Annotated in this window: 20 protein-coding genes; 16 read left to right on the top strand and 4 right to left on the bottom strand. The window is 51.1% G+C overall.

All coding sequences use genetic code 11. The features are described from left to right. Nucleotides 1–6: 6 nt before the first annotated feature. The 5 genes from I2D94_RS09130 to I2D94_RS09150 all read left to right on the top strand — a co-directional run bounded on the left by I2D94_RS09130 (nt 7) and on the right by I2D94_RS09150 (nt 4,238). Nucleotides 7–324 (top strand): prepilin-type N-terminal cleavage/methylation domain-containing protein, encoded by a 318-nt coding sequence (locus I2D94_RS09130; protein ID WP_195396453.1) that lies wholly within the window; start codon nt 7–9, stop codon nt 322–324. Further along, nucleotides 321–863: a PilW family protein gene (locus I2D94_RS09135; RefSeq protein WP_195396455.1), complete on the top strand. Its 543-nt coding sequence runs from the start codon at nt 321–323 to the stop codon at nt 861–863. Before I2D94_RS09130 ends, I2D94_RS09135 begins: the two co-directional genes overlap by 4 nt. 10 nt (nt 864–873) lie before the next feature. After that, complete coding sequence (locus tag I2D94_RS09140) at nt 874–2,556, top strand: GspE/PulE family protein (RefSeq protein ID WP_195396457.1); 1,683 nt, start codon at nt 874–876, stop codon at nt 2,554–2,556. 117 nt (nt 2,557–2,673) lie between these two features. Then, nucleotides 2,674–3,078: a type II secretion system protein gene (locus I2D94_RS09145; protein ID WP_195396459.1), complete on the top strand. Its 405-nt coding sequence runs from the start codon at nt 2,674–2,676 to the stop codon at nt 3,076–3,078. 80 nt (nt 3,079–3,158) lie between these two features. Continuing rightward, the gene (locus tag I2D94_RS09150) at nt 3,159–4,238 is read left to right on the top strand and encodes a type IV pilus twitching motility protein PilT (RefSeq protein ID WP_229056829.1); all 1,080 of its coding nucleotides are present in this window, start codon (nt 3,159–3,161) and stop codon (nt 4,236–4,238) included. Nucleotides 4,239–4,261: 23 nt separating this feature from the next. Here the strand turns inward: I2D94_RS09150 and I2D94_RS09155 are convergent, their stop codons facing one another. Beyond that, a complete protein-coding gene (locus tag I2D94_RS09155) occupies nt 4,262–5,005 on the bottom strand; it encodes an A24 family peptidase (RefSeq protein ID WP_195396463.1) in 744 nt (247 codons plus the stop codon). A gap of 39 nt (nt 5,006–5,044) precedes the next feature. Beyond that, nucleotides 5,045–5,296: a kinase to dihydroxyacetone kinase gene (locus tag I2D94_RS09160; RefSeq protein WP_195396464.1), complete on the bottom strand. Its 252-nt coding sequence runs from the start codon at nt 5,294–5,296 to the stop codon at nt 5,045–5,047. Between the two features lie 168 nt (nt 5,297–5,464). Between I2D94_RS09160 and I2D94_RS09165 the strand changes: the two genes are divergently transcribed. The 6 genes from I2D94_RS09165 to ybaK all read left to right on the top strand — a co-directional run bounded on the left by I2D94_RS09165 (nt 5,465) and on the right by ybaK (nt 9,972). Further along, complete coding sequence (locus I2D94_RS09165; protein WP_039864372.1) at nt 5,465–5,743, top strand: autorepressor SdpR family transcription factor; 279 nt, start codon at nt 5,465–5,467, stop codon at nt 5,741–5,743. Beyond that, nucleotides 5,733–6,392 (top strand): SdpI family protein, encoded by a 660-nt coding sequence (locus tag I2D94_RS09170; protein WP_195396466.1) that lies wholly within the window; start codon nt 5,733–5,735, stop codon nt 6,390–6,392. Before I2D94_RS09165 ends, I2D94_RS09170 begins: the two co-directional genes overlap by 11 nt. A 1-nt stretch (nt 6,393) precedes the next feature. Next, nucleotides 6,394–7,104, top strand: a complete 711-nt coding sequence (locus I2D94_RS09175; protein WP_195396468.1) for an ABC transporter ATP-binding protein — start codon at nt 6,394–6,396, stop codon at nt 7,102–7,104. Beyond that, complete coding sequence (locus I2D94_RS09180) at nt 7,097–8,689, top strand: hypothetical protein (protein WP_195396470.1); 1,593 nt, start codon at nt 7,097–7,099, stop codon at nt 8,687–8,689. The genes I2D94_RS09175 and I2D94_RS09180 overlap by 8 nt, the downstream gene beginning before the upstream one ends. Nucleotides 8,690–8,840: 151 nt before the next feature. After that, the gene (rbr, locus tag I2D94_RS09185; RefSeq protein WP_006059148.1) at nt 8,841–9,380 is read left to right on the top strand and encodes a rubrerythrin; all 540 of its coding nucleotides are present in this window, start codon (nt 8,841–8,843) and stop codon (nt 9,378–9,380) included. A gap of 112 nt (nt 9,381–9,492) precedes the next feature. Further along, complete coding sequence (gene ybaK, locus I2D94_RS09190) at nt 9,493–9,972, top strand: Cys-tRNA(Pro) deacylase (protein ID WP_072684323.1); 480 nt, start codon at nt 9,493–9,495, stop codon at nt 9,970–9,972. A gap of 76 nt (nt 9,973–10,048) precedes the next feature. On the opposite strand, the gene I2D94_RS09195 is transcribed toward ybaK, so the two are convergent. After that, nucleotides 10,049–10,951, bottom strand: coding sequence for a diacylglycerol kinase family protein (locus I2D94_RS09195; protein ID WP_072684324.1), 903 nt, complete (start codon nt 10,949–10,951; stop codon nt 10,049–10,051). 128 nt (nt 10,952–11,079) lie between these two features. Between I2D94_RS09195 and I2D94_RS09200 the strand changes: the two genes are divergently transcribed. Then, nucleotides 11,080–11,328, top strand: coding sequence for a hypothetical protein (locus tag I2D94_RS09200; protein WP_195396472.1), 249 nt, complete (start codon nt 11,080–11,082; stop codon nt 11,326–11,328). A 57-nt stretch (nt 11,329–11,385) separates the two neighbouring features. Here I2D94_RS09200 and I2D94_RS09205 read toward each other — a convergent pair whose 3' ends face one another. Further along, the gene (locus I2D94_RS09205) at nt 11,386–13,056 is read right to left on the bottom strand and encodes a DEAD/DEAH box helicase (protein ID WP_072684326.1); all 1,671 of its coding nucleotides are present in this window, start codon (nt 13,054–13,056) and stop codon (nt 11,386–11,388) included. Nucleotides 13,057–13,189: 133 nt separating this feature from the next. Between I2D94_RS09205 and I2D94_RS09210 the strand changes: the two genes are divergently transcribed. The 4 genes from I2D94_RS09210 to I2D94_RS09225 all read left to right on the top strand — a co-directional run bounded on the left by I2D94_RS09210 (nt 13,190) and on the right by I2D94_RS09225 (nt 17,562). Beyond that, nucleotides 13,190–14,449 (top strand): type II secretion system protein, encoded by a 1,260-nt coding sequence (locus I2D94_RS09210; protein ID WP_195396474.1) that lies wholly within the window; start codon nt 13,190–13,192, stop codon nt 14,447–14,449. Nucleotides 14,450–14,597: 148 nt separating this feature from the next. Next, the gene (locus I2D94_RS09215) at nt 14,598–15,485 is read left to right on the top strand and encodes an acetamidase/formamidase family protein (protein WP_195396476.1); all 888 of its coding nucleotides are present in this window, start codon (nt 14,598–14,600) and stop codon (nt 15,483–15,485) included. After that, entirely contained in the window at nt 15,482–16,876 is a 1,395-nt protein-coding gene (locus tag I2D94_RS09220; RefSeq protein WP_072684329.1) for a TrkH family potassium uptake protein, read from the top strand. The genes I2D94_RS09215 and I2D94_RS09220 overlap by 4 nt, the downstream gene beginning before the upstream one ends. Nucleotides 16,877–16,890: 14 nt before the next feature. Beyond that, on the top strand, nt 16,891–17,562 hold the full coding sequence (locus tag I2D94_RS09225; RefSeq protein ID WP_006059157.1) for a TrkA family potassium uptake protein: 672 nt from the start codon (nt 16,891–16,893) through the stop codon (nt 17,560–17,562). Nucleotides 17,563–17,567: the final 5 nt, after the last annotated feature.

The raw sequence follows: 17,567 nt of genomic DNA on the forward strand, positions 1-17,567 counted from the left end.
TCTGCCATGAATAAACGCGGCATGACTTTGTTGGAAATTGTGATCTCGTTAGGCATTCTGGTGATCATCGTGACTTCGCTGACGAAGGTTTTTACTTCCGGCGTATCCTTGACGATGGAATCGGACAGCCTCAGCCGCAGCGAGTTAAAAGTGCGCAAGGCGATTGCGGGTGAAAAAATTGCCGGCGTTAAAATCATGCCGCAGGACGCGTCGCTGACCTTCTCGCTGGATGGACAAAGCTATTCCATTTCCGGACAAATGAAGACATATTCCGATGCTAAGGGGCGTGTTAACTATCGTTATTTTGAGGCGGATCCTTCATGAAGAAGCGTGGGTTTACGCTGATTGAGATGGTGTTGGTCGTCGGGTTGTTAACGACGCTGGTGATTGGCTTGACCGCGATCTTCAGGCCGATGATCGCAACCTATCAGAAAAGCGCGCTGCAGACCGATCTCAAAGACAAAGCGCAAATTCTGATCGAACAGATCAGCAAGCCGATGCAGACCGCGAAATCCCTTGTCAGTGAAAAGAAATCAATTACGGAATTTAAAGATGAATATGGCCGAAACTTTCTTGTTTACAGCATTGTCAACGGTCAGCTGCAGGTCTGGGATTTTCCAGGGGGGGCGCCAAAAGCGCTGTATTCTCCAGATTTTTACAACGGTTACAAAGTGGATATCAAGCTGTCCACAGCGACAAAAGATTATGACAGCGATACGACGACGGTGAAAATCGTTCTGATCTTCAATAAGAATGGTGAAAAATATCGCGCGGAATCAGCGATAGAATGTATGAATATTGATTATGGCCGCCAGGATTTCAGCATTGTCCTGTCAGAGGGCTATATCGCGATAGAAAGGTAGGCGCAGACAAGTGAAAAATCTTCCGATCGGCCAGCTGCTGCTGGAACAGGGTTACATTACAGAGGAACAGCTGAACAGCGCGCTGGCGCATCAGAAAGCACATCCCGGCAACCGTCTGGGCGACGTCTTAATTGAATTAGGCTATATTACGGAAGAAAAGAAGCTGAAAGCGTTGAGCGTGCGTCTGAACGTTCCGGTCTACGAAGGCTTCCAGATCAATGTCAGCAGCGATATCGTGCGGCTGATCTCCGAAGACGTTGCGAAGAAGTATCAGGTCATGCCGTTGGAAATCAAGAACAACGCCCTGCAGCTGGCGACCAGCGATCCACTTGACTTCTATGCACTGGAAGATATCAAGGCTTCCTGCGGTATTCCGGTATCTCCGGTCTTAGCTCCGAAGGAAATGATTGAGAATGCGATCCGGCGGAACTACGCGCAGGCCAATGTCAGCAGCGCGATCGACGAAATTGAGAAGGATCTGACGGAAGATCAGGACTTGGCGCTGAACGATGAGCTTTCCGAATTGACGCAGCGTGTCGATAACGCGCCGGTCGTCAAGTTTGTCAACAACATGATTCGTCAGGCTTATGAAACAGGAGCGAGCGATATTCATATCGAACCGTTTGAAATGACGACGGTGATTCGATTCAGAACCGACGGTGTTCTGCATGAATTCACGCGAATCGCGAAGTCCGTGCATGAGGCTTTGATTACGAGAATCAAGATTATGGGGAACATGAACATTGCGGAAAAACGAATCCCGCAGGATGGTCATATTGAAAGTCAGATCGACGGCAAGAGTCTGGATATCCGTTTATCCTCACTGCCGACGGTTTATGGCGAAAAGATGGTCATCCGTCTGCTGGGCCACAGTCTGCAGCAGCTCACAACGTTAAAAGATCTTGGCTTGCAGCAGAAAGACTATGATCTGATGGAGTCCATGATTCATCAGCCTTACGGCATTCTGTTGTTTACCGGCCCGACCGGCAGCGGCAAAACCACGACGCTGTATGCTATTTTAAATGAACTGGCAAGAGAGGAAGTCAACGTCATTACGATTGAAGACCCGGTTGAAAAACGAATGATGGGCATCAATCAGGTTCAGGTCAACGCTAAGGCCGGATTAACCTTTGCTTCAGCCCTGCGTTCCATTCTGCGGCAGGACCCGGATATCGTCATGATCGGCGAAATCCGAGATGAAGAAACCGCGGAAATCGCCGTCCGTTCAGCAATCACCGGCCACTACGTTTTATCTACCATTCATACCAATGACAGCGCCACGGCCATTGCCCGTTTGAAAGACATGAAGGTGGAACCTTACCTGCTGTCTTCTTCCGTTGTCGGGATCGTTGCCCAGCGTTTAGCCCGTCAGCTATGTCCGCATTGCAAGGAACAGGTCATGCCTACGCCGGAACAAAGTCAGCTGCTTGGCGGCTATACCGGACCGATCTACAAACCTCATGGCTGCGCCCGCTGCAATCAGACCGGATATAAAGGCCGGACGGCGTTATTTGAAATCCTTCCGCTGACCGCTGAGATCCGCGATTTGATCGTCAGCTCAAATGATACGAATAAAATTAAAGAGTCCGCTATCAAAGCCGGTATGACAACGCTGTCGGAGGAAATGGTGAAGATGATTATCAAGGGACAGACGTCGATGGAAGAAATGCTGCGGGTCATCTATACGATTTAATTCGAAATCCTAATTGGATTATTACAAAAAACTTAAATTTTTTACACGGTTATCATAACTCTTTTACAATAACCGTGATATAATGATAGTGTTCAATATGAAAGGAATATTAAAATTATGAGGAAGAGTGCAAAGAACAACAAGAAAGGTTTTACCCTGATTGAATTGATTGTCGTCGTCGCTATTTTGGTCGCTTTGATGTTGATGTTGGTGCCGAAGCTGACAGGATTTACAGAAGATGCGACAAGAACTGCAAATCAGGCCAATGCTAGAGCAATCTATACGGCAATAGCAGCGAGTGATACTGCGGAAACAACTGGATTATATCCAGCTAATAAGAGAACAAAGCAAATTTGTTTATTTGAAGCACCAGCCGTTGAAAAAGATGTTAAAGTTTTCGAAGAATTTTGGGCAGATCCGGTAAAAACCGATATAAGGGATGTATGCAAGTATAATGGGACATCTGTTACTTGTGGGACAGATGAAAAAACTGCTGGTACCTATCCAGTTCCAGAAAATTAATTCTATTTGAGAGCGTAACCGCTCTCTTTTCTTTCTCCCCATTTCAGCGTACAATGAACAGTATAAATGAGGTGATCACGATGGATTTACAAGCTTGGATGGATCGGGGACGGGCGATGGACTGTACTGATTTACATTTGACGGTCGGCCTGCCGGTCGTGGCAAGAATGTTAGGGGAACTGACAATTATTGGGGATGAACCCTTAACGAAGGAAGACATCCATTCGATGCTGGCGACGGTCATGAACCGGACTCAGCAGGAAGAATATCAGAAAGGGGATCTGGACTTTGGATTCCAGGATGCGCATGGCTACAGCGTGCGTGTCAACGCTTATTATCAGAAAGGCAATCCATGCGCAGCGCTGCGTCTTTTGCGCAATACGATTCCTTCCTTTGATGATTTGATGATTCCGGAAGCCGTGCGCAAGCTTTCCACGCTGCCGCGGGGATTGGTGCTGGTTACGGGGCCGACCGGAAGCGGAAAGTCAACGACGATGGCCGCCATGATCAATTCGATTTCGCATGAACGTAAAGCGCATATCATTACGATTGAGGATCCGATTGAATACCGCTTTGAACATGCGTCCAGCGTTGTTCATCAGCGTGAGGTCGGCGTGGATGTCGCTTCGTTTGCGGACGCGCTGCGCAGTGCGCTGCGTGAGGATCCTGACGTTATTCTGGTCGGCGAGATGCGCGATTTTGAAACGATTCAGGCCGCGATCCGGGCAGCGGAAACGGGCCACTTGGTCATCTCCACGCTGCACACCAATTCGGCAGTCAGTACGATCGACCGCATTATCGACGTGTTTCCGGAAGCCCAGCAGGGCCAGATTCGCGTCCAGCTGGCAAGCGTGCTGAAAGGCGTCGTCACCCAGCAGCTGTTAGTCCGTCAGGATCAGCCGGGCCGGTTGGCGGCCTTTGAGATTTTACTGACCAACGATGCGATCGCATCCATGATCCGTGAAAACAAAGCGCATCAGATCAGTAGTGTCTTGCAGACAGGCCAGAAGGCTGGGATGCGGCAAATGGATTACGATCTGGCACGTTTGGTGCAGGAAGGGAAGATCTCTGAAAAAACAGCGCATGAGCGCTGTCTGAAGGAAGCTGATCTGCAGCAATACCTGTCTTACGCACCTTCGGCTTCGACGTATTACTTTTAAAAAAAGACAGCTTGCGCTGCCGTTTAGAACAAGGTGAGATAAGCCTGAATCAGAGCGTTGCCCCAAAGCACGCTGAGTGTCAGGCCGACCGCCAGAAAAGGACCAAAGGGAATTTCGGATTTCCGGTCCTTTTTTTTACAAATCATCAGATACATCGCCGCGATCGCCCCGATGAAACTGCTTAAGACAAACGCTGTTAAAACCAACGGCGCACCCAGATAAAACCCGGCGGCGCACATGATTTTTACATCGCCCCCGCCCATCGCGTTCAACCGCGACAGGATCCAGAATGGGACGCTGATGATCAGCGCGCCCAGAATCCGGCTGGGGATGGAGGCAGGTTCCAGCGCCAGGGCAATCACGGCGAGAATCAGAATGAAAACGGAAAGCCGGTCGGGGATTTCCATCGTATCCAGGTCGATCATGGCCATGACAATCAAGATCGAAAGAAACAAACAATGCAGCACGGCGGTGAACGTAGCCCCGTAATAGAAACCACACAGCGCATACAAAATTCCAGTTAAGCTTTCGATCAGCGGATAACGCGGCGAGATCGGCGCGTGGCAATAGCGGCATTTTCCCCGCAGCCCCAGCCAGCTGAGAACCGGAATCAGATCCATCGCGGACAAGGTGTGATGACATTGCGGACAGAAGCTGCGGCCTTTCGCGGTCGACAGCCGCAGAGGTAAGCGATAGATTGCGACGTTAAGATAAGAGCCGATCACCAGTCCAAATAAAAAGAAAAACAGAACGATTAACCATTCCATAACGAGTACCTGTTCATTCACGGACGGAGCCGTCCGCGATTAACCCTGCAGCCCCTGAGACTGACGTTCCATGTTTTCAACGACGATATCATGAATCTCGCCCAGGCTGGCACAATATTCCAGCACCTTCCATGGCGTATTGGTATGAAAGTGAATTTTGATCAATTCGTCGTCGCCGACGGCTAACAGACAATCGCCTTCGATATTCTCCGTGATGTAATCATGAATCGCATCTTCGGAAAGATGCTCGCCTTCAATTAAAAGCTGGGTGTCAAATTTAAATTCCAACATAACATTCTCCTTCGCCTGTTTTGGCGTTAATCTTATTTTACTCTGATTGGGAAGTCCGGGCAATCGTTCTGCAGAAGAAAGAAAAGAAGAAAAATAAGAATTGACAAGGATAGAAGGTACCTCTATAATACATTTAGATAATTATCTAAATGAATGGAGGAGTGAGAAGTGGGGATGCAGGAGACCTTTAAAGCTTTATCCGATCCCACACGACGTGAGATTCTGGAGCTGTTAAAGGAGAAACGGCTGACCGCAGGTGAAATCGCCTCGCATTTTCAGATGACCAACGCGACGGTATCGCATCATCTGGCAGTGCTGCGGAAGGCGGATCTGATCAGCGATGACCGTGACGGCAAGTTCATCTATTATGAATTGAACATGAGCGTGTTTTCTGAAGTGCTGGGCTGGGCCTTAGGGTTCATCAAGGAAAAAGAGAGTGGGGATTGAGTTGAAAGCGTTCTTTAATTGGAAATTGTTAATTCTTCCGGTGCTGGCAGTCGTGATCACTTTGATCGTGTGGCCTGCTTTGCCGGAGATAATCCCGACGCATTTTGACGTTCAGGGACTGGCGGACGATACAGGTCCGAAAATCATGATCTGGATTTTCCCGGCGATGTTGTTTCTGCTTCCGGCGCTCATGATGATTTCGCCGATGATTGATCCGCGGCGGCGTAATTACGAGAAATTTAAAAAGTCCTACGGCGTTATCCTGGGCGTGACGGAAGTCTTTCTGTTTTTGATGTACGGCTGGATTTTAGGTCAGATCTTCGGCGTGGCGTTCATTAATGGCGAATATCTGCTGCCGGTGATGACCGGTTTGATGTTTTTGGCGCTGGGCAACGTCATGCCGAAAATCAGGCAGAACTATCTGGTCGGCGTGAAGACGATCTGGAGTTTCGACGATCCCGATAACTGGAATAAAACCCAGCGCTTCGGCGGGTATTGCTTCTGCGTGGTGGGCGTACTGCTTCTGCTGAGCTGTTTTGCGCCACTGGCCTGGCGGACGGCGGTCATCTTGATTTTGATTTTTACCGCGGCGCTGCTGCCGATGGGTTATTCCTGGCTGTTGTTCAGGAAAAAGGAAAAGGAGAAGTAAAATGCTGGAGATAAAAGGCTTAGTGAAGCGCTATGGCGCCAAGGCGGCGGTGGATCATCTCGATCTGACGTGCGAAAACGGCGAGATCTTCGGATTCATCGGTCCCAACGGCGCAGGCAAAACAACGACAATCAAATCGGTCGTCGGGATTCTGGACTTCGACGAGGGCGAAATTTGGATCGACGGGCATTCGATCCGTCAGGAACCGTTAGTATGCAAACAGAATCTCGCGTATATCCCGGATAATCCGGATCTCTACGATATCATGCGGGGGGATGAATATCTCAACTTCGTGGCCGACATCTATCAGATTGACAAAGAAACCCGGACGAAGCGGATCCGGAAATATGCGGCGTTGTTTGAGCTGGAAGGGGCGCTGGCAATGCCCATCAGCAGTTATTCGCATGGCATGAAGCAGAAGCTGGCTTTGATCAGCGCATTCTTGCATGAACCAAGACTGCTGGTGCTGGATGAACCGTTCGTCGGTCTGGATCCGAAGGCTTCCTTTTTACTGAAAAAACTGATGCGCGAGCATTGCGGCTGCGGTAATACGATCTTTTTTTCGACGCATGTGCTGGAAGTCGCGCAGAAGCTGTGTGATCATGTCGGTATCTTAAAAGATGGACGTCTGGCGGCACTGGGGACGATGGAGGAAGTCACGGGCAACCAGTCGCTGGAACAGGTGTTCCTGGAGCTGGCCGATCATGAATAGAACGTTTGTCCTGATCCGGCTTTCGCTGAAGCAGCTGATCTGGCAGATGGCCCGCACCTTCGGCGGCCGGAAGAAATTCAGTTCCCTGCTGGTGCTTTTGGCTGCGGCGATGCTGATCGGATTGTCGGGCTTATACAGCTGGGCGATGATCGAAAGTGTGCCGGCGGAACTGAACATGCTGATCCCGCTGTCGATGCTGAGCGCGGCGTTCGGGTTGATTCTGGTCTTTGGTTTCTATCATGCTCAGGGGTATTTATTTGACTTTCAGGATTATGATCTGCTGGCAAGCATGCCGCTGACCCGAGGTCAGATCCTGATGTCCAAGCTGGTTGCTTTGATCGCGATGATGCTGATCTACAGCGCGTTTCTGACGCTGCCGATGATGGCGCTGTTTCAGCTGCGCTATGCGATGCCCGCGACATTTCTGCTTTATGGCCTGATCGGCCAGCTGTTTCTGCCGATCGTACCGATGAGCGTGGCGTGTCTGGCGGCGGTTGCCGTGCGTCTGATTTCCAGCCGTCTCAAACATCCGGTGCTGATCCGCAACGTGTTGTCGTTGGGAATGGTGATCGGCTTGATGACAGTCATGACGTTGTTTCAGGGACAGACCGGGCAGGCGCAGGACCTTGCCGCGCTGATTCAGCCGATTCAGACGTGGCTGGCTCCGGTGTACTGGCTGACGATGGCGATGATCAACGGGAATCTCTTTGCGTTGCTGAAGCTGATCGGACTTTCTTCGCTGGTTCTGATTCTGTTTCTTGTTTTGATCGCGCCGATCTGGAACGCGCTGAATCAGAAAGCGCGGACGACGCCGGTCAAAGCCGGCGGCAAGGTGAAGCTGGAGGCTTCTTCGATGAACGCGGCGCTGCTGCGCAAGGAGCTGCGGCGGTATTTCGGTTCGACATCGTTAGTGATGAACACGATGGTCGGCCCGGTGATGGTGGCGCTGTGCGCGGTGCTGCTGGCGGCGCAGAAGGATCTGATGGTGCAGATCATGCTGGAAAGCGGCGTCGACTTCCGCGCGTTTGCCGATCCGGTTGCGATGTTGCTTTTAGCGGCATGTCTGTTCTGCGCGATGATCTGTCCCATCACGGCGACTTCGATCTCGCTGGAAGGCAAAAACTTCTGGATTGTAAGATCGCTGCCAATTCCGGCAAACCACTATCTGGGAGCGAAGCTGGCTTTGAACCTGCTGCTCAACGTGCCGGTCAGCTGGCTGAGCATTCTGATCCTGAGCTTCGTGTATCATTTTGCGCCGGTCACAACCTTGCTTTTATTGGCACTGACCCTGTTGGCGGCGCTGTGCTCAGGTTTGTTCGGTTTGATCGTCAACCTGCACTTTCCGCGCTTTGATTATGATCGGGAAATTGTCGTGGTGAAGCAGAGTCTGAGCACGATGATCACCGTCTTTGCCGGGATGGGGTTCAGCTTTTTGATCATTGCCGCACTCTTGTTATGGGCGCCGTTGGAGCCGGTTATGATGATGGCGGTGATTGCATTGGGAATGACAGCTCTGGCAGCGGGCATGGGCTGCTATCTGTTCTGCCGGGGCGAATCGCTGCTGCGCCGATTATCCGGCGTGTAATCCTGCCGAGTTTCGAACTTTCTTCAGGCTAACTCTGGCAATTCTGGAAATCTCTGGTAAAATAGAGGGTAGAGAGCAGCGCGCATAAGCGGGCTGTCAACTCATTGCCAACTGTAAATCGGTTGGCCGCTAAAGAAAAGGAGAGATTAACATGAAAGATTTGAAAGGCACAAAGACTGAACAGAATCTGATGACCGCATTCGCCGGTGAAAGCCAGGCCCGCAACAAGTATACCTACTATGCGTCCAAGGCGAAAAAGGATGGCTATGAGCAGATCGCGGCGTTGTTTGAAGATACGGCCAATAATGAAAAAGAACATGCGAAGCTGTGGTTTAAGCTGCTGCATGGCGGAATGCCTTCGACAGTTGACAATCTGAAAGACGCGGCAGCCGGTGAAAATTACGAATGGACCGATATGTACGCGAAGATGGCGGAAGAAGCTCGCGAAGAAGGCTTTGACGCGATTGCCAAGACGATGGAAGGCGTCGCTGCGATCGAAAAGACGCATGAAGAACGGTATCTGAAGCTGTTGGCGAACATTGAAAGCGGCGAAGTTTTTGTCCGCAAAGGCGAACAGGTTTGGGAGTGCCGCAACTGCGGACATCTGCACATCGGCGAAAGCGCTCCGGAAGTCTGCCCGGTTTGCGCGCATCCGAAGAGCTACTTCATGCTGCGCCCGACCAACTATTAATTTTTGGGGTTAAAGCAAGCCATCCTCCTGTGCGGGGATGGTTTTTCTTTTCCTGTTGGAGGATCGTGCTATAATAAATCCGGAATTCATGAAATGGAAAGAGGAGTAAGCGATGAAAGAAGTCAAGACGAACGCGATGCGGCTGTTGGACAAGCAGAAGCTTGCCTATCAGGTGCATACCTATCCGCACCACGATAAGGAAGCGGTCGACGGGGTGAGCGTGGCGGCGATGCTGAACGAGGATCCGGCGCATGTTTTCAAGACGCTGATCACGCAGGCGTCAAGCAAAGCCTGTTATGTATTTGTGATTCCGGTGGCGGCGGAGCTGGATTTAAAAAAAGCCGCGAAGGCGGTCAATGAAAAGGCTGTCGAATTGATTCCGGTTAAAAATCTGCTGGGCGTCAGCGGATATATCCGCGGTGGCTGCAGCCCGATTGGCATGAAAAAGTTGTTTCCGACGGTGATTCACTCATCGGCTTTGGATTATGAAACGATTCTCTTCAGCGGCGGTCAGATCGGCACGCAGATTGAAATGGCGCCGCAGCTCTTAGCTGATTTGATTCATGCACGTTTTGAAGCGATTATCCGCTGATGACTGGCGTTGAAAAGGAGATTAGACAGAGAAAAAATCCTGAGTGCTGCTTTATGAAAGTCAGAATTCAGGATTTTTATTTTGCTTTTAACGGTGAAGCTTGCGGCACGATCAGCGGCAGCTTGTACGGCCCGGTCGTGATCCGCACATGATTGGAGGTAAAGCCTTCGCCGTCCGACTGCATTAAGATCGGCTTGTCGACATGAATCTCAATTTCAGAGGCCCGCAGCATTTTGCATTGCTTCAAATGGGTGTGCTTGCCTTGTTTGTATTTTGGCATCAGCCATAACGTTTCCCATAACGTCAGCGGTTCAATGACGCAGACGTCGAATAAGCCGTCCTGAAGATCCGCCTGCGGCGCGGCGATAAAGCCATTGCCATAGCAGCTGCCGTTCATCACGGCGGCGATGATCGCTTTCTGCCGGATAGTCTCCGTTTTCGTTTTTAACACCAGTTCAAACGGCGCCGGCTTCAGCGCGCACAGGACCGCTGCCAGCCCGTAGACGGAAAACCGCGGGAGCGGGTAATTCTGATATAATTTGATTGCCAGATCGTTGACCCGTGCGTCTAAGCCCAGCGTCGTGCAGTTGTGGAAGCGCCAGTGATGACATTGCCCAAAGTCAACCTCCACCTGTTTGCCCTGAATGGTTTCGTGCAGCATCTGCGCGAAGGGAAGCTTGCGCCGGTCGATCATCCGGTAATAGTCATTCCCTGTGCCGCTGGGCAGGATGCCCATGCGCAATCCCTGCGGCAGACCGTTGAGCACTTCCCAGATCGTACCGTCGCCGCCGACCGCATAGACGATCGTTTCCGGATCCGGTTGGATTTCCGCCGCCAGCTTCTGAGCGTGTCCGGCGTATTCAGTCAGTCGGATTTCGCCGTCCAGATGATTCTGTTCGATTTCTTTTCGAATCGCGGCCGCAGCCCGTTTTCCGTCCCCTTTGCCGGAAGTCGGATTTACGATGAATATATGCTTCATAAATACCCCTATCTAAAAAATACGATAATTCCTGAATTATTTTACCATGGTTATTTCTTCCGGTCATCTCAATTTAATTGAAACTTCAAAATATTATGCTATGATTGAATCAAAGGGTGGGAAATGACATGAAAGAATCAATCCTGTTTGATTTTGCGACCGTGCAGGATTTGGAATCCTGCAAACAAATCGTAGCCCGGAAGCTTCAGGCCAGTCAGGTTGATTGCGATGATCTGGAAGATCTGACCAGAGACATTATGAAGCTTTCTTATTCCATCGGCGGATCCTACGATGTCAACATGATCGTCAGCGTGACGCAGTGTTATCTGGATCACCCGCAGCTCAGCAAAAAAATTAAAAAGAAAGTGGAAGCGTAAAGAAAAACCCCAGCCTGCGTCGGTATCCGCAGTATGGGGTTTTTTCATGATTTAGAATTAATCGCGGTTTTCGCGGCGGCGTCCGCGCTGACGCGCCCCTTTGGCGGCTGTCCGGCGCTTCGGCGGCAGATTGGAATAATCCTTGCCTTTGCGGACCATCAGAAGCGGGTGGACTGTCTGGCCTTTGATCGGCGTATTCTTCATTGCGTCGGCGATCTCGCGGTCAAACTGACGCGGGATCTGTACGGTCGTTTCCTGCGCGCTGATCCGGATCTTGCCGATGTCTCTGCCCGGCAGCCCGGTTGCGGTCGCGATCGCGCTGACGATGATCGCCGCGTTGACGTCCTGATCAGAACCGATATCCAGAATCAGTTCGCTCATGCCTTTTTCCGTCACGGTTAACGCCGGACGGGCGGAAGCATTCCAGGCTGATTCATCGAACATCTCCGTGCCCGCAATCTGATAGGCCAGGGCTAAAGCCATTTCCCGATAAGAATAGCCGTCATCCTTCATGGCGTCGATAATCGCCGCCAGCGGCTCCGGGACATCGCGGGTCATCCGGTGTTCCAGATCTTCGCGTAAGAAGTCCAGCCGGATCTTGCGGACTTCTTCCAGCGACGGCAGCGGCTTCTGCGTCAGCTTGGAGCGGGTTGTGCGCTCCAGATCGCGCAGTGCGTATTTCTGACGCGCAGTGATCAGCGTGACCGCCAGACCTTCCTTGCCGGCACGGCCGGTCCGGCCGATGCGGTGAACATAATATTCAGATTCCTGCGGCAGATCGTAGTTGAAGACGACGTCCATCGAATCGACGTCGATCCCGCGGGCTGCGACGTCGGTCGCCACCAGAATGTTGATCTTGCCTTTTTTGAAATTTTCCATGACGCCGGTGCGCATTTCCTGCTTCATGTCGCCATGCAGCGCGGCGGCCGGATAGCCTTTGGAGACTAAATCCGAGGTCAGCTCGTCGACCATTTTCTTCGTGTTGCAGAAAATCATCGCCAGATGCGGATTCTGCATCGAGATCAGCTGCATCAGAATTTCTTTCTTGGCTTCCTTCGGGCAGACGTAATAGACCTGTTCAATCTTCGGCGTGTTGATCTGCGTCTGCGGCGTCTTGATATGCACCGGATTGGTCTGGTATTGCGAGGTGATCTCCAGGATCGGCTTGGGCATCGTCGCGGAGAACAGAACGGTCTGGCGCTGCTGCGGCAGGGCGGCGATGACGGTTTCGATATCCTCGCGGAAGCCCATGTTCAGCATTTCGTCCGCTTCATCCAGTACTAATACGCGGCACTGGTCAAAGCGCAGCGTGCGGCGGCGGATATGATCGAGTACACGGCCCGGGGTTCCGACGACGATGTCGGCGCCTTTTTTTAATTCCAGAATCTGCTTGCTGATCTGCTGGCCGCCGTAAACGGCAACGGTGCGGATGCCTTCTTTATATTTGGTGAACTTGCGGATTTCATCGCAGACCTGCATTGCCAGCTCGCGGGTTGGGGATAGAATCAGCGCCTGAGGCCGCTTGCGGTCCGTGACCTCCAGCATTTCAATGATAGGAATCGCAAATGCGGCGGTCTTGCCGGTGCCGGTCTGGGACTGTCCGATGACGTCGCCGCCGTTCATGACGACCGGGATGCACGCGCTTTGGATATAGGTAGCCTCTGTGTAGCCGCAGTCTGCGATGGCGCGGCTCATCTCAGGGGATAGGTTTAGTTCGTTAAATTTCATGTGTTTCTCACTTTCATCTTAAAATCGCTCGCCTAGGAGTATATCATTATTATGGACAAAAGTAAAACGAATTAAGCAGGCAGATTCAGAAGTATGATATAATAATCCTAATCAAAGAACAAAGGTGAAAACAATGAAAGAGAAACGTGGTTTTACATTATTGGAAATGATCGTGACGGTCGCGATTTTATTTACGCTTTTGAGTATCTTGGTACCGACGATGTCAGGCTTCGCGAAATCCGCGGGCGATCAGATTTCAGATTCTAATTTAGAGCTGTTGAATTTTGCCACGCATTCCTACGCTTCGTTTCATGAGATCGAAAATAAAGATATTTTTGAATCGGTCGAGGACGACGCCGCGCGGCAGCAGGTGCTGGTCAGCGACGGCCTGATTGAGCAGCCGGTGCATCCTAGTGGGGAAGGGGATTATTGTTGGAACATTACCGATCAGAAATGGATCCGCTATGTTCAATCCACGGAAGGCTGCGGCGGCAGTTATAAACCTTCATCCAATCCGGATGGTTCGTTAACGCCGGATGACGTAAAGAAGCCGGAACCGACGGTGTACCCGTCGTCCAAACCGATGCCGACCTACATTCCTTCGCCTTACAAGGCGGTTTGTGAAGCCAGCAAGGGCCAGTTTGACATCGTTGCGGAAACCTGTTCATGCCCGGCCGGTTACGTTCTGGAAGGAACGGAGAAGAAAGACGGCGTTGAATATAAGGTCTGCATCCCGGTCGAACAATATATGTGCATCAGCAGCGGCGGGACATATGACAAAACAACCCAGACCTGTACATGTTCCGGCGATCTCATCCTTGATGACAACACCAAGATGTGCGTGTTCGATCAGGAAAAAGCCAATCAACAGAAATGTGTGGCTAATGGGGGTGAATGGATTGTAGAGAATGGTTCCGGTTACTGCAAGAAAGAAGAAACGAACACCTATCCGATCGTAGTGGATAAGAATAATCCGAACTTTGTCCATGCGGCCTATATGTTAGGCGGAGAAGAGGGCGATGGTTTGTTTGACGTGTTTAACAATTTGGACAACCTTGAGGATCTGGTTAAAACTGGAAAGAGTTTAAAAAGTGGAGATTATTTTTATTACAATGGTAACCTATATCGAGTGAGTTATGGTTTGTATATAAATCAAGGCAGTAAGCCAAATGATATAATAAAACAGTTAAGTTCAAGTTTATTTAATGTTTCTGCATCCGGAAATTATGTGAAAGGAAAGGAATATCATTCTGGTGAATATGTTTTGCTGGACCAAACATGGTATACTCCTTCGAATGTGACGAATTCAACTCCGCCGAACAACGAATGGCATGAATGTGGAACAGACCCTGCAAAATTTGAGGGAGCATGCAAGGTTGATAATAAAAAATGATTCAGTAGGCTATAAGTGAATTCTTATAGTCTTTTTTCTGTGCAGAAAGAATGTTATGCTTTTTTGTAAAATTTTCAAAGCCCGAGTATTGAGTATTTGAATTAAAAGGTGTAGACTAAGAATCGTATACGCTTAAAGAGGGTTGGTTATGAATAAGATTGCGAAAGATCATGTGATCTATGCGATGTCTTCTGAGAATAAACCGGTACTCAACGTACATTCAGGAGATCGGATTACGTTTGAAACGATGGATTGTTACAGTGACGAGGTCACGCCGGACGAGCCGGACAGGCGCTGTCATCGGATTAATCCGGCAAGCGGGCCGGCGGCGGTGGAAGAAGCCATGCCGGGCGATACGCTGAAGGTCACGATCGAGAAAATTACACTGGGAAGCCGGGCGTTGGTCGGCAGTTATCCCAACAGCGGAACGATGAAAGAACTTGTGACGAGGAGAATGATCCACTTTCTGCCGGTACAGGAGCACCAGCTGGAATTTTGCAGCGATCTGATCGTCAAGGCGGATCCGATGATCGGCGTGATCGGCGTAGCCCCGCAGGAAAAAGAAGTTGGCTGCGGAACTCCGGGTGAACACGGCGGCAACATGGACTGCCGTAAGATCCGCGAAGGCTCAGTGGTCTATCTGCCTGTTTTTCATCCAGGCGCGCTGTTGGCGCTGGGCGATGTGCATGCGGTCATGGGCGATGGCGAGGTGATGGGCAGCGGCGCGGAAATTGCGGCTGAGGTCACGGTAAAGGTCGAAGTCCTCAAGCAAGCCTGCGAAGGTCCGTGGATTACAGATCAGGATCAGCTCTATGCGCTGGCTTCCGCCAAGACGATGGAGGAAGCGCTGAAACGTTGTTGTCAGAAAATGAATTGCCAGCTGCAGCGCCAGTTGGGATGTACGCCGGAAATGGCGGGCATGCTGATGAGCCTGGAGGGCAATAGTGAAATATGTCAGGTTGTGAACGATTTGGTAACGCTGCGGTTTGGAATGCCGCTGGTTCGATTCCTTTCCAAGGAGGGAAATAGATCATGAACTTCAAACTGCCGATCAGAGATAAGCTGCTGCGGTTTCTGGGGCCGACCCGGATGATCGCGCTGAGCTTTGTCCTTGTTATCCTTGTAGGTTCCTTCCTGCTGTGGCTGCCGTTTTCGCAGAATCCCGGCATGCGGGCCAGCTATCTAAACAGTTTATTCGTCGCCACCTCGGCGACCTGTGTGACGGGACTGATGCCGTTTGCCGTGATTGACCAGTACAATCTGATCGGCCAGACGGTCATCATTTTCCTGATGCAGATCGGCGGATTGGGCCTGATGTCGCTGCTGGCGCTGTTTCTGACGCTGATGCGGCGCAAGCTGAACTTTTCTGAAAAGAAAATGCTGCAGGACTCGTTAAATAAAAACGACGCCGACAACATTCCCAACTTTCTAAAAAGCATCTTCCGCTATACCTTTATTTTTGAAGCCATTGGCATGGTGCTGCTGGCGCTGCGCTTCATTCCGGAATACGGATTGACGCAGGGGCTTTACAATTCGGTATTCCTTTCCGTTTCTGCGTTCTGCAACGCGGGGCTGGATAATCTGACGCGGTCGTCGTTAATGGCGTACGCCACCGATCCGCTGATCAACTTTACCGTCTGCGGTCTGATCATCACCGGCGGCCTGGGCTTTGCGGTCTGGTTTGACCTGCGGCGGGTACTGCCGGAGAAAAAGACATTCAGCTGGAAACGGCTGTGGACGCGGCTCTCCCTGCACAGCCGGCTGGTGCTGGTCGTGACCGGAGCGTTGTTGGGCAGCGGGACGCTGCTGATCCTGTTAGTGGAATTTACCAATCCGGATACGCTCGGATGGATGAGCTTCCCGCAGAAAGTGATGGCGGCGTTCTTCCAGTCGACGACGCTGCGAACGGCAGGCTTCAGTACCATCGACTTCTCGCTGCTGCGGGGTGCTTCCCTGTTCATCATGCTGTTCTATATGATCATCGGCGGTTCGCCGGGCGGTACCGCGGGCGGTATCAAAACGACGACGTTCTCGATGCTGTTCGTGCTGATCGTGTCTGAGATCCGCGATGCCGGCAATATGACGCTGTTCAAGCGGACGCTGCCGGCCGGCACCTTCCACAAGGCGTTCGCAATCACGCTGACCTATGCCTGCGTGTTGATCATGGCGATCTTTCTGCTGACGCTCAGCGATCCGGAAATCGGCTTTCTGCCGATCGCATTTGAAGCGTTTTCCGCGATCGCGACGGTCGGGCTGTCCGCCGGGGTGACGCCGCTGTTGTCAGCGCTGGGTAAAATTGTGATCATCGCGCTGATGTATATCGGCCGAGTTGGTCCGATTACGATCGTGCTTTCGTTGATGCGAATGAAACAAAACCGTAAAACAAACAATCTCGTTTATCCGCACGGGGACGTGCTGATCGGGTAGGAGGAATAGGAATTATGTCGGAAATGAAACAGTATGTTATTCTGGGCTTGGGGATCTTCGGATCGACGATCGCCAAGACCCTTTCGCAATACAACCACGAAGTCATCGCGATTGATAAGGATCTGGCGTGCGTCGACCGCGTCAGCGATTTTGTCACGCAGGCGATTCAGGCGGACTTCACCGATATTGACCAGCTGCGTGCGATCGGCATTCAGGACTGCGACGCGGCGGTGGTGGCGACAGGATCGCATCTGGAAGAAAGCATCATGGGCGTCATGAATCTGCGCGAGCTGGGAATCCCGTTTATCATGGCAAAGGCGAAAAACAAGAAGTACATGCAGATCCTGCAGAAGATCGGCGCGGATTACGTCGTCCGTCCGGAAAAAGAGATGGGCGAACGCGTGGCGAAGAAGCTGGTTTCGCGCAACATCATTGATTTGATCGACATCGACGACGATTACAGCATCGTTGAGATCGCGGCTCCGGCCAAATGGGTCGGCAAGACGCTGAAAGCGCTGGAACTGCGGACCAATTACGGCATCAACGTCCTGGGTATCCGCAAGAATCCGAAGGAACATCTTTCGATTTCCCCGGATGCGTTCTACACGATCGAGGCTAACGACCAGCTGCTGGTTATCGCGGATAATAAAATCTTCAAGAAATTTGAATCACTGTTCAGAATTTGAATCGA

The organism is Holdemania sp. 1001302B_160321_E10, from assembly GCF_015552275.1.
Taxonomy (GTDB): domain Bacteria; phylum Bacillota_I; class Bacilli_A; order Erysipelotrichales; family Erysipelotrichaceae; genus Holdemania.

Bases quoted from the DNA above. Each gene is read 5' to 3' on its own strand.
- I2D94_RS09130 (WP_195396453.1), top strand. From the start codon at position 7: ATGAATAAACGCGGCATGACTTTGTTGGAAATTGTGATCTCGTTAGGC.
- I2D94_RS09135 (WP_195396455.1), top strand. From the start codon at position 321: ATGAAGAAGCGTGGGTTTACGCTGATTGAGATGGTGTTGGTCGTCGGG.
- I2D94_RS09145 (WP_195396459.1), top strand. From the start codon at position 2,674: ATGAGGAAGAGTGCAAAGAACAACAAGAAAGGTTTTACCCTGATTGAA.
- I2D94_RS09150 (WP_229056829.1), top strand. From the start codon at position 3,159: ATGGATTTACAAGCTTGGATGGATCGGGGACGGGCGATGGACTGTACT.
- I2D94_RS09155 (WP_195396463.1), bottom strand. From the start codon at position 5,005: ATGGAATGGTTAATCGTTCTGTTTTTCTTTTTATTTGGACTGGTGATC.
- I2D94_RS09160 (WP_195396464.1), bottom strand. From the start codon at position 5,296: ATGTTGGAATTTAAATTTGACACCCAGCTTTTAATTGAAGGCGAGCAT.
- I2D94_RS09175 (WP_195396468.1), top strand. From the start codon at position 6,394: ATGCTGGAGATAAAAGGCTTAGTGAAGCGCTATGGCGCCAAGGCGGCG.
- I2D94_RS09180 (WP_195396470.1), top strand. From the start codon at position 7,097: ATGAATAGAACGTTTGTCCTGATCCGGCTTTCGCTGAAGCAGCTGATC.
- rbr (WP_006059148.1), top strand. From the start codon at position 8,841: ATGAAAGATTTGAAAGGCACAAAGACTGAACAGAATCTGATGACCGCA.
- ybaK (WP_072684323.1), top strand. From the start codon at position 9,493: ATGAAAGAAGTCAAGACGAACGCGATGCGGCTGTTGGACAAGCAGAAG.
- I2D94_RS09195 (WP_072684324.1), bottom strand. From the start codon at position 10,951: ATGAAGCATATATTCATCGTAAATCCGACTTCCGGCAAAGGGGACGGA.
- I2D94_RS09200 (WP_195396472.1), top strand. From the start codon at position 11,080: ATGAAAGAATCAATCCTGTTTGATTTTGCGACCGTGCAGGATTTGGAA.
- I2D94_RS09205 (WP_072684326.1), bottom strand. From the start codon at position 13,056: ATGAAATTTAACGAACTAAACCTATCCCCTGAGATGAGCCGCGCCATC.
- I2D94_RS09210 (WP_195396474.1), top strand. From the start codon at position 13,190: ATGAAAGAGAAACGTGGTTTTACATTATTGGAAATGATCGTGACGGTC.
- I2D94_RS09215 (WP_195396476.1), top strand. From the start codon at position 14,598: ATGAATAAGATTGCGAAAGATCATGTGATCTATGCGATGTCTTCTGAG.
- I2D94_RS09220 (WP_072684329.1), top strand. From the start codon at position 15,482: ATGAACTTCAAACTGCCGATCAGAGATAAGCTGCTGCGGTTTCTGGGG.
- I2D94_RS09225 (WP_006059157.1), top strand. From the start codon at position 16,891: ATGTCGGAAATGAAACAGTATGTTATTCTGGGCTTGGGGATCTTCGGA.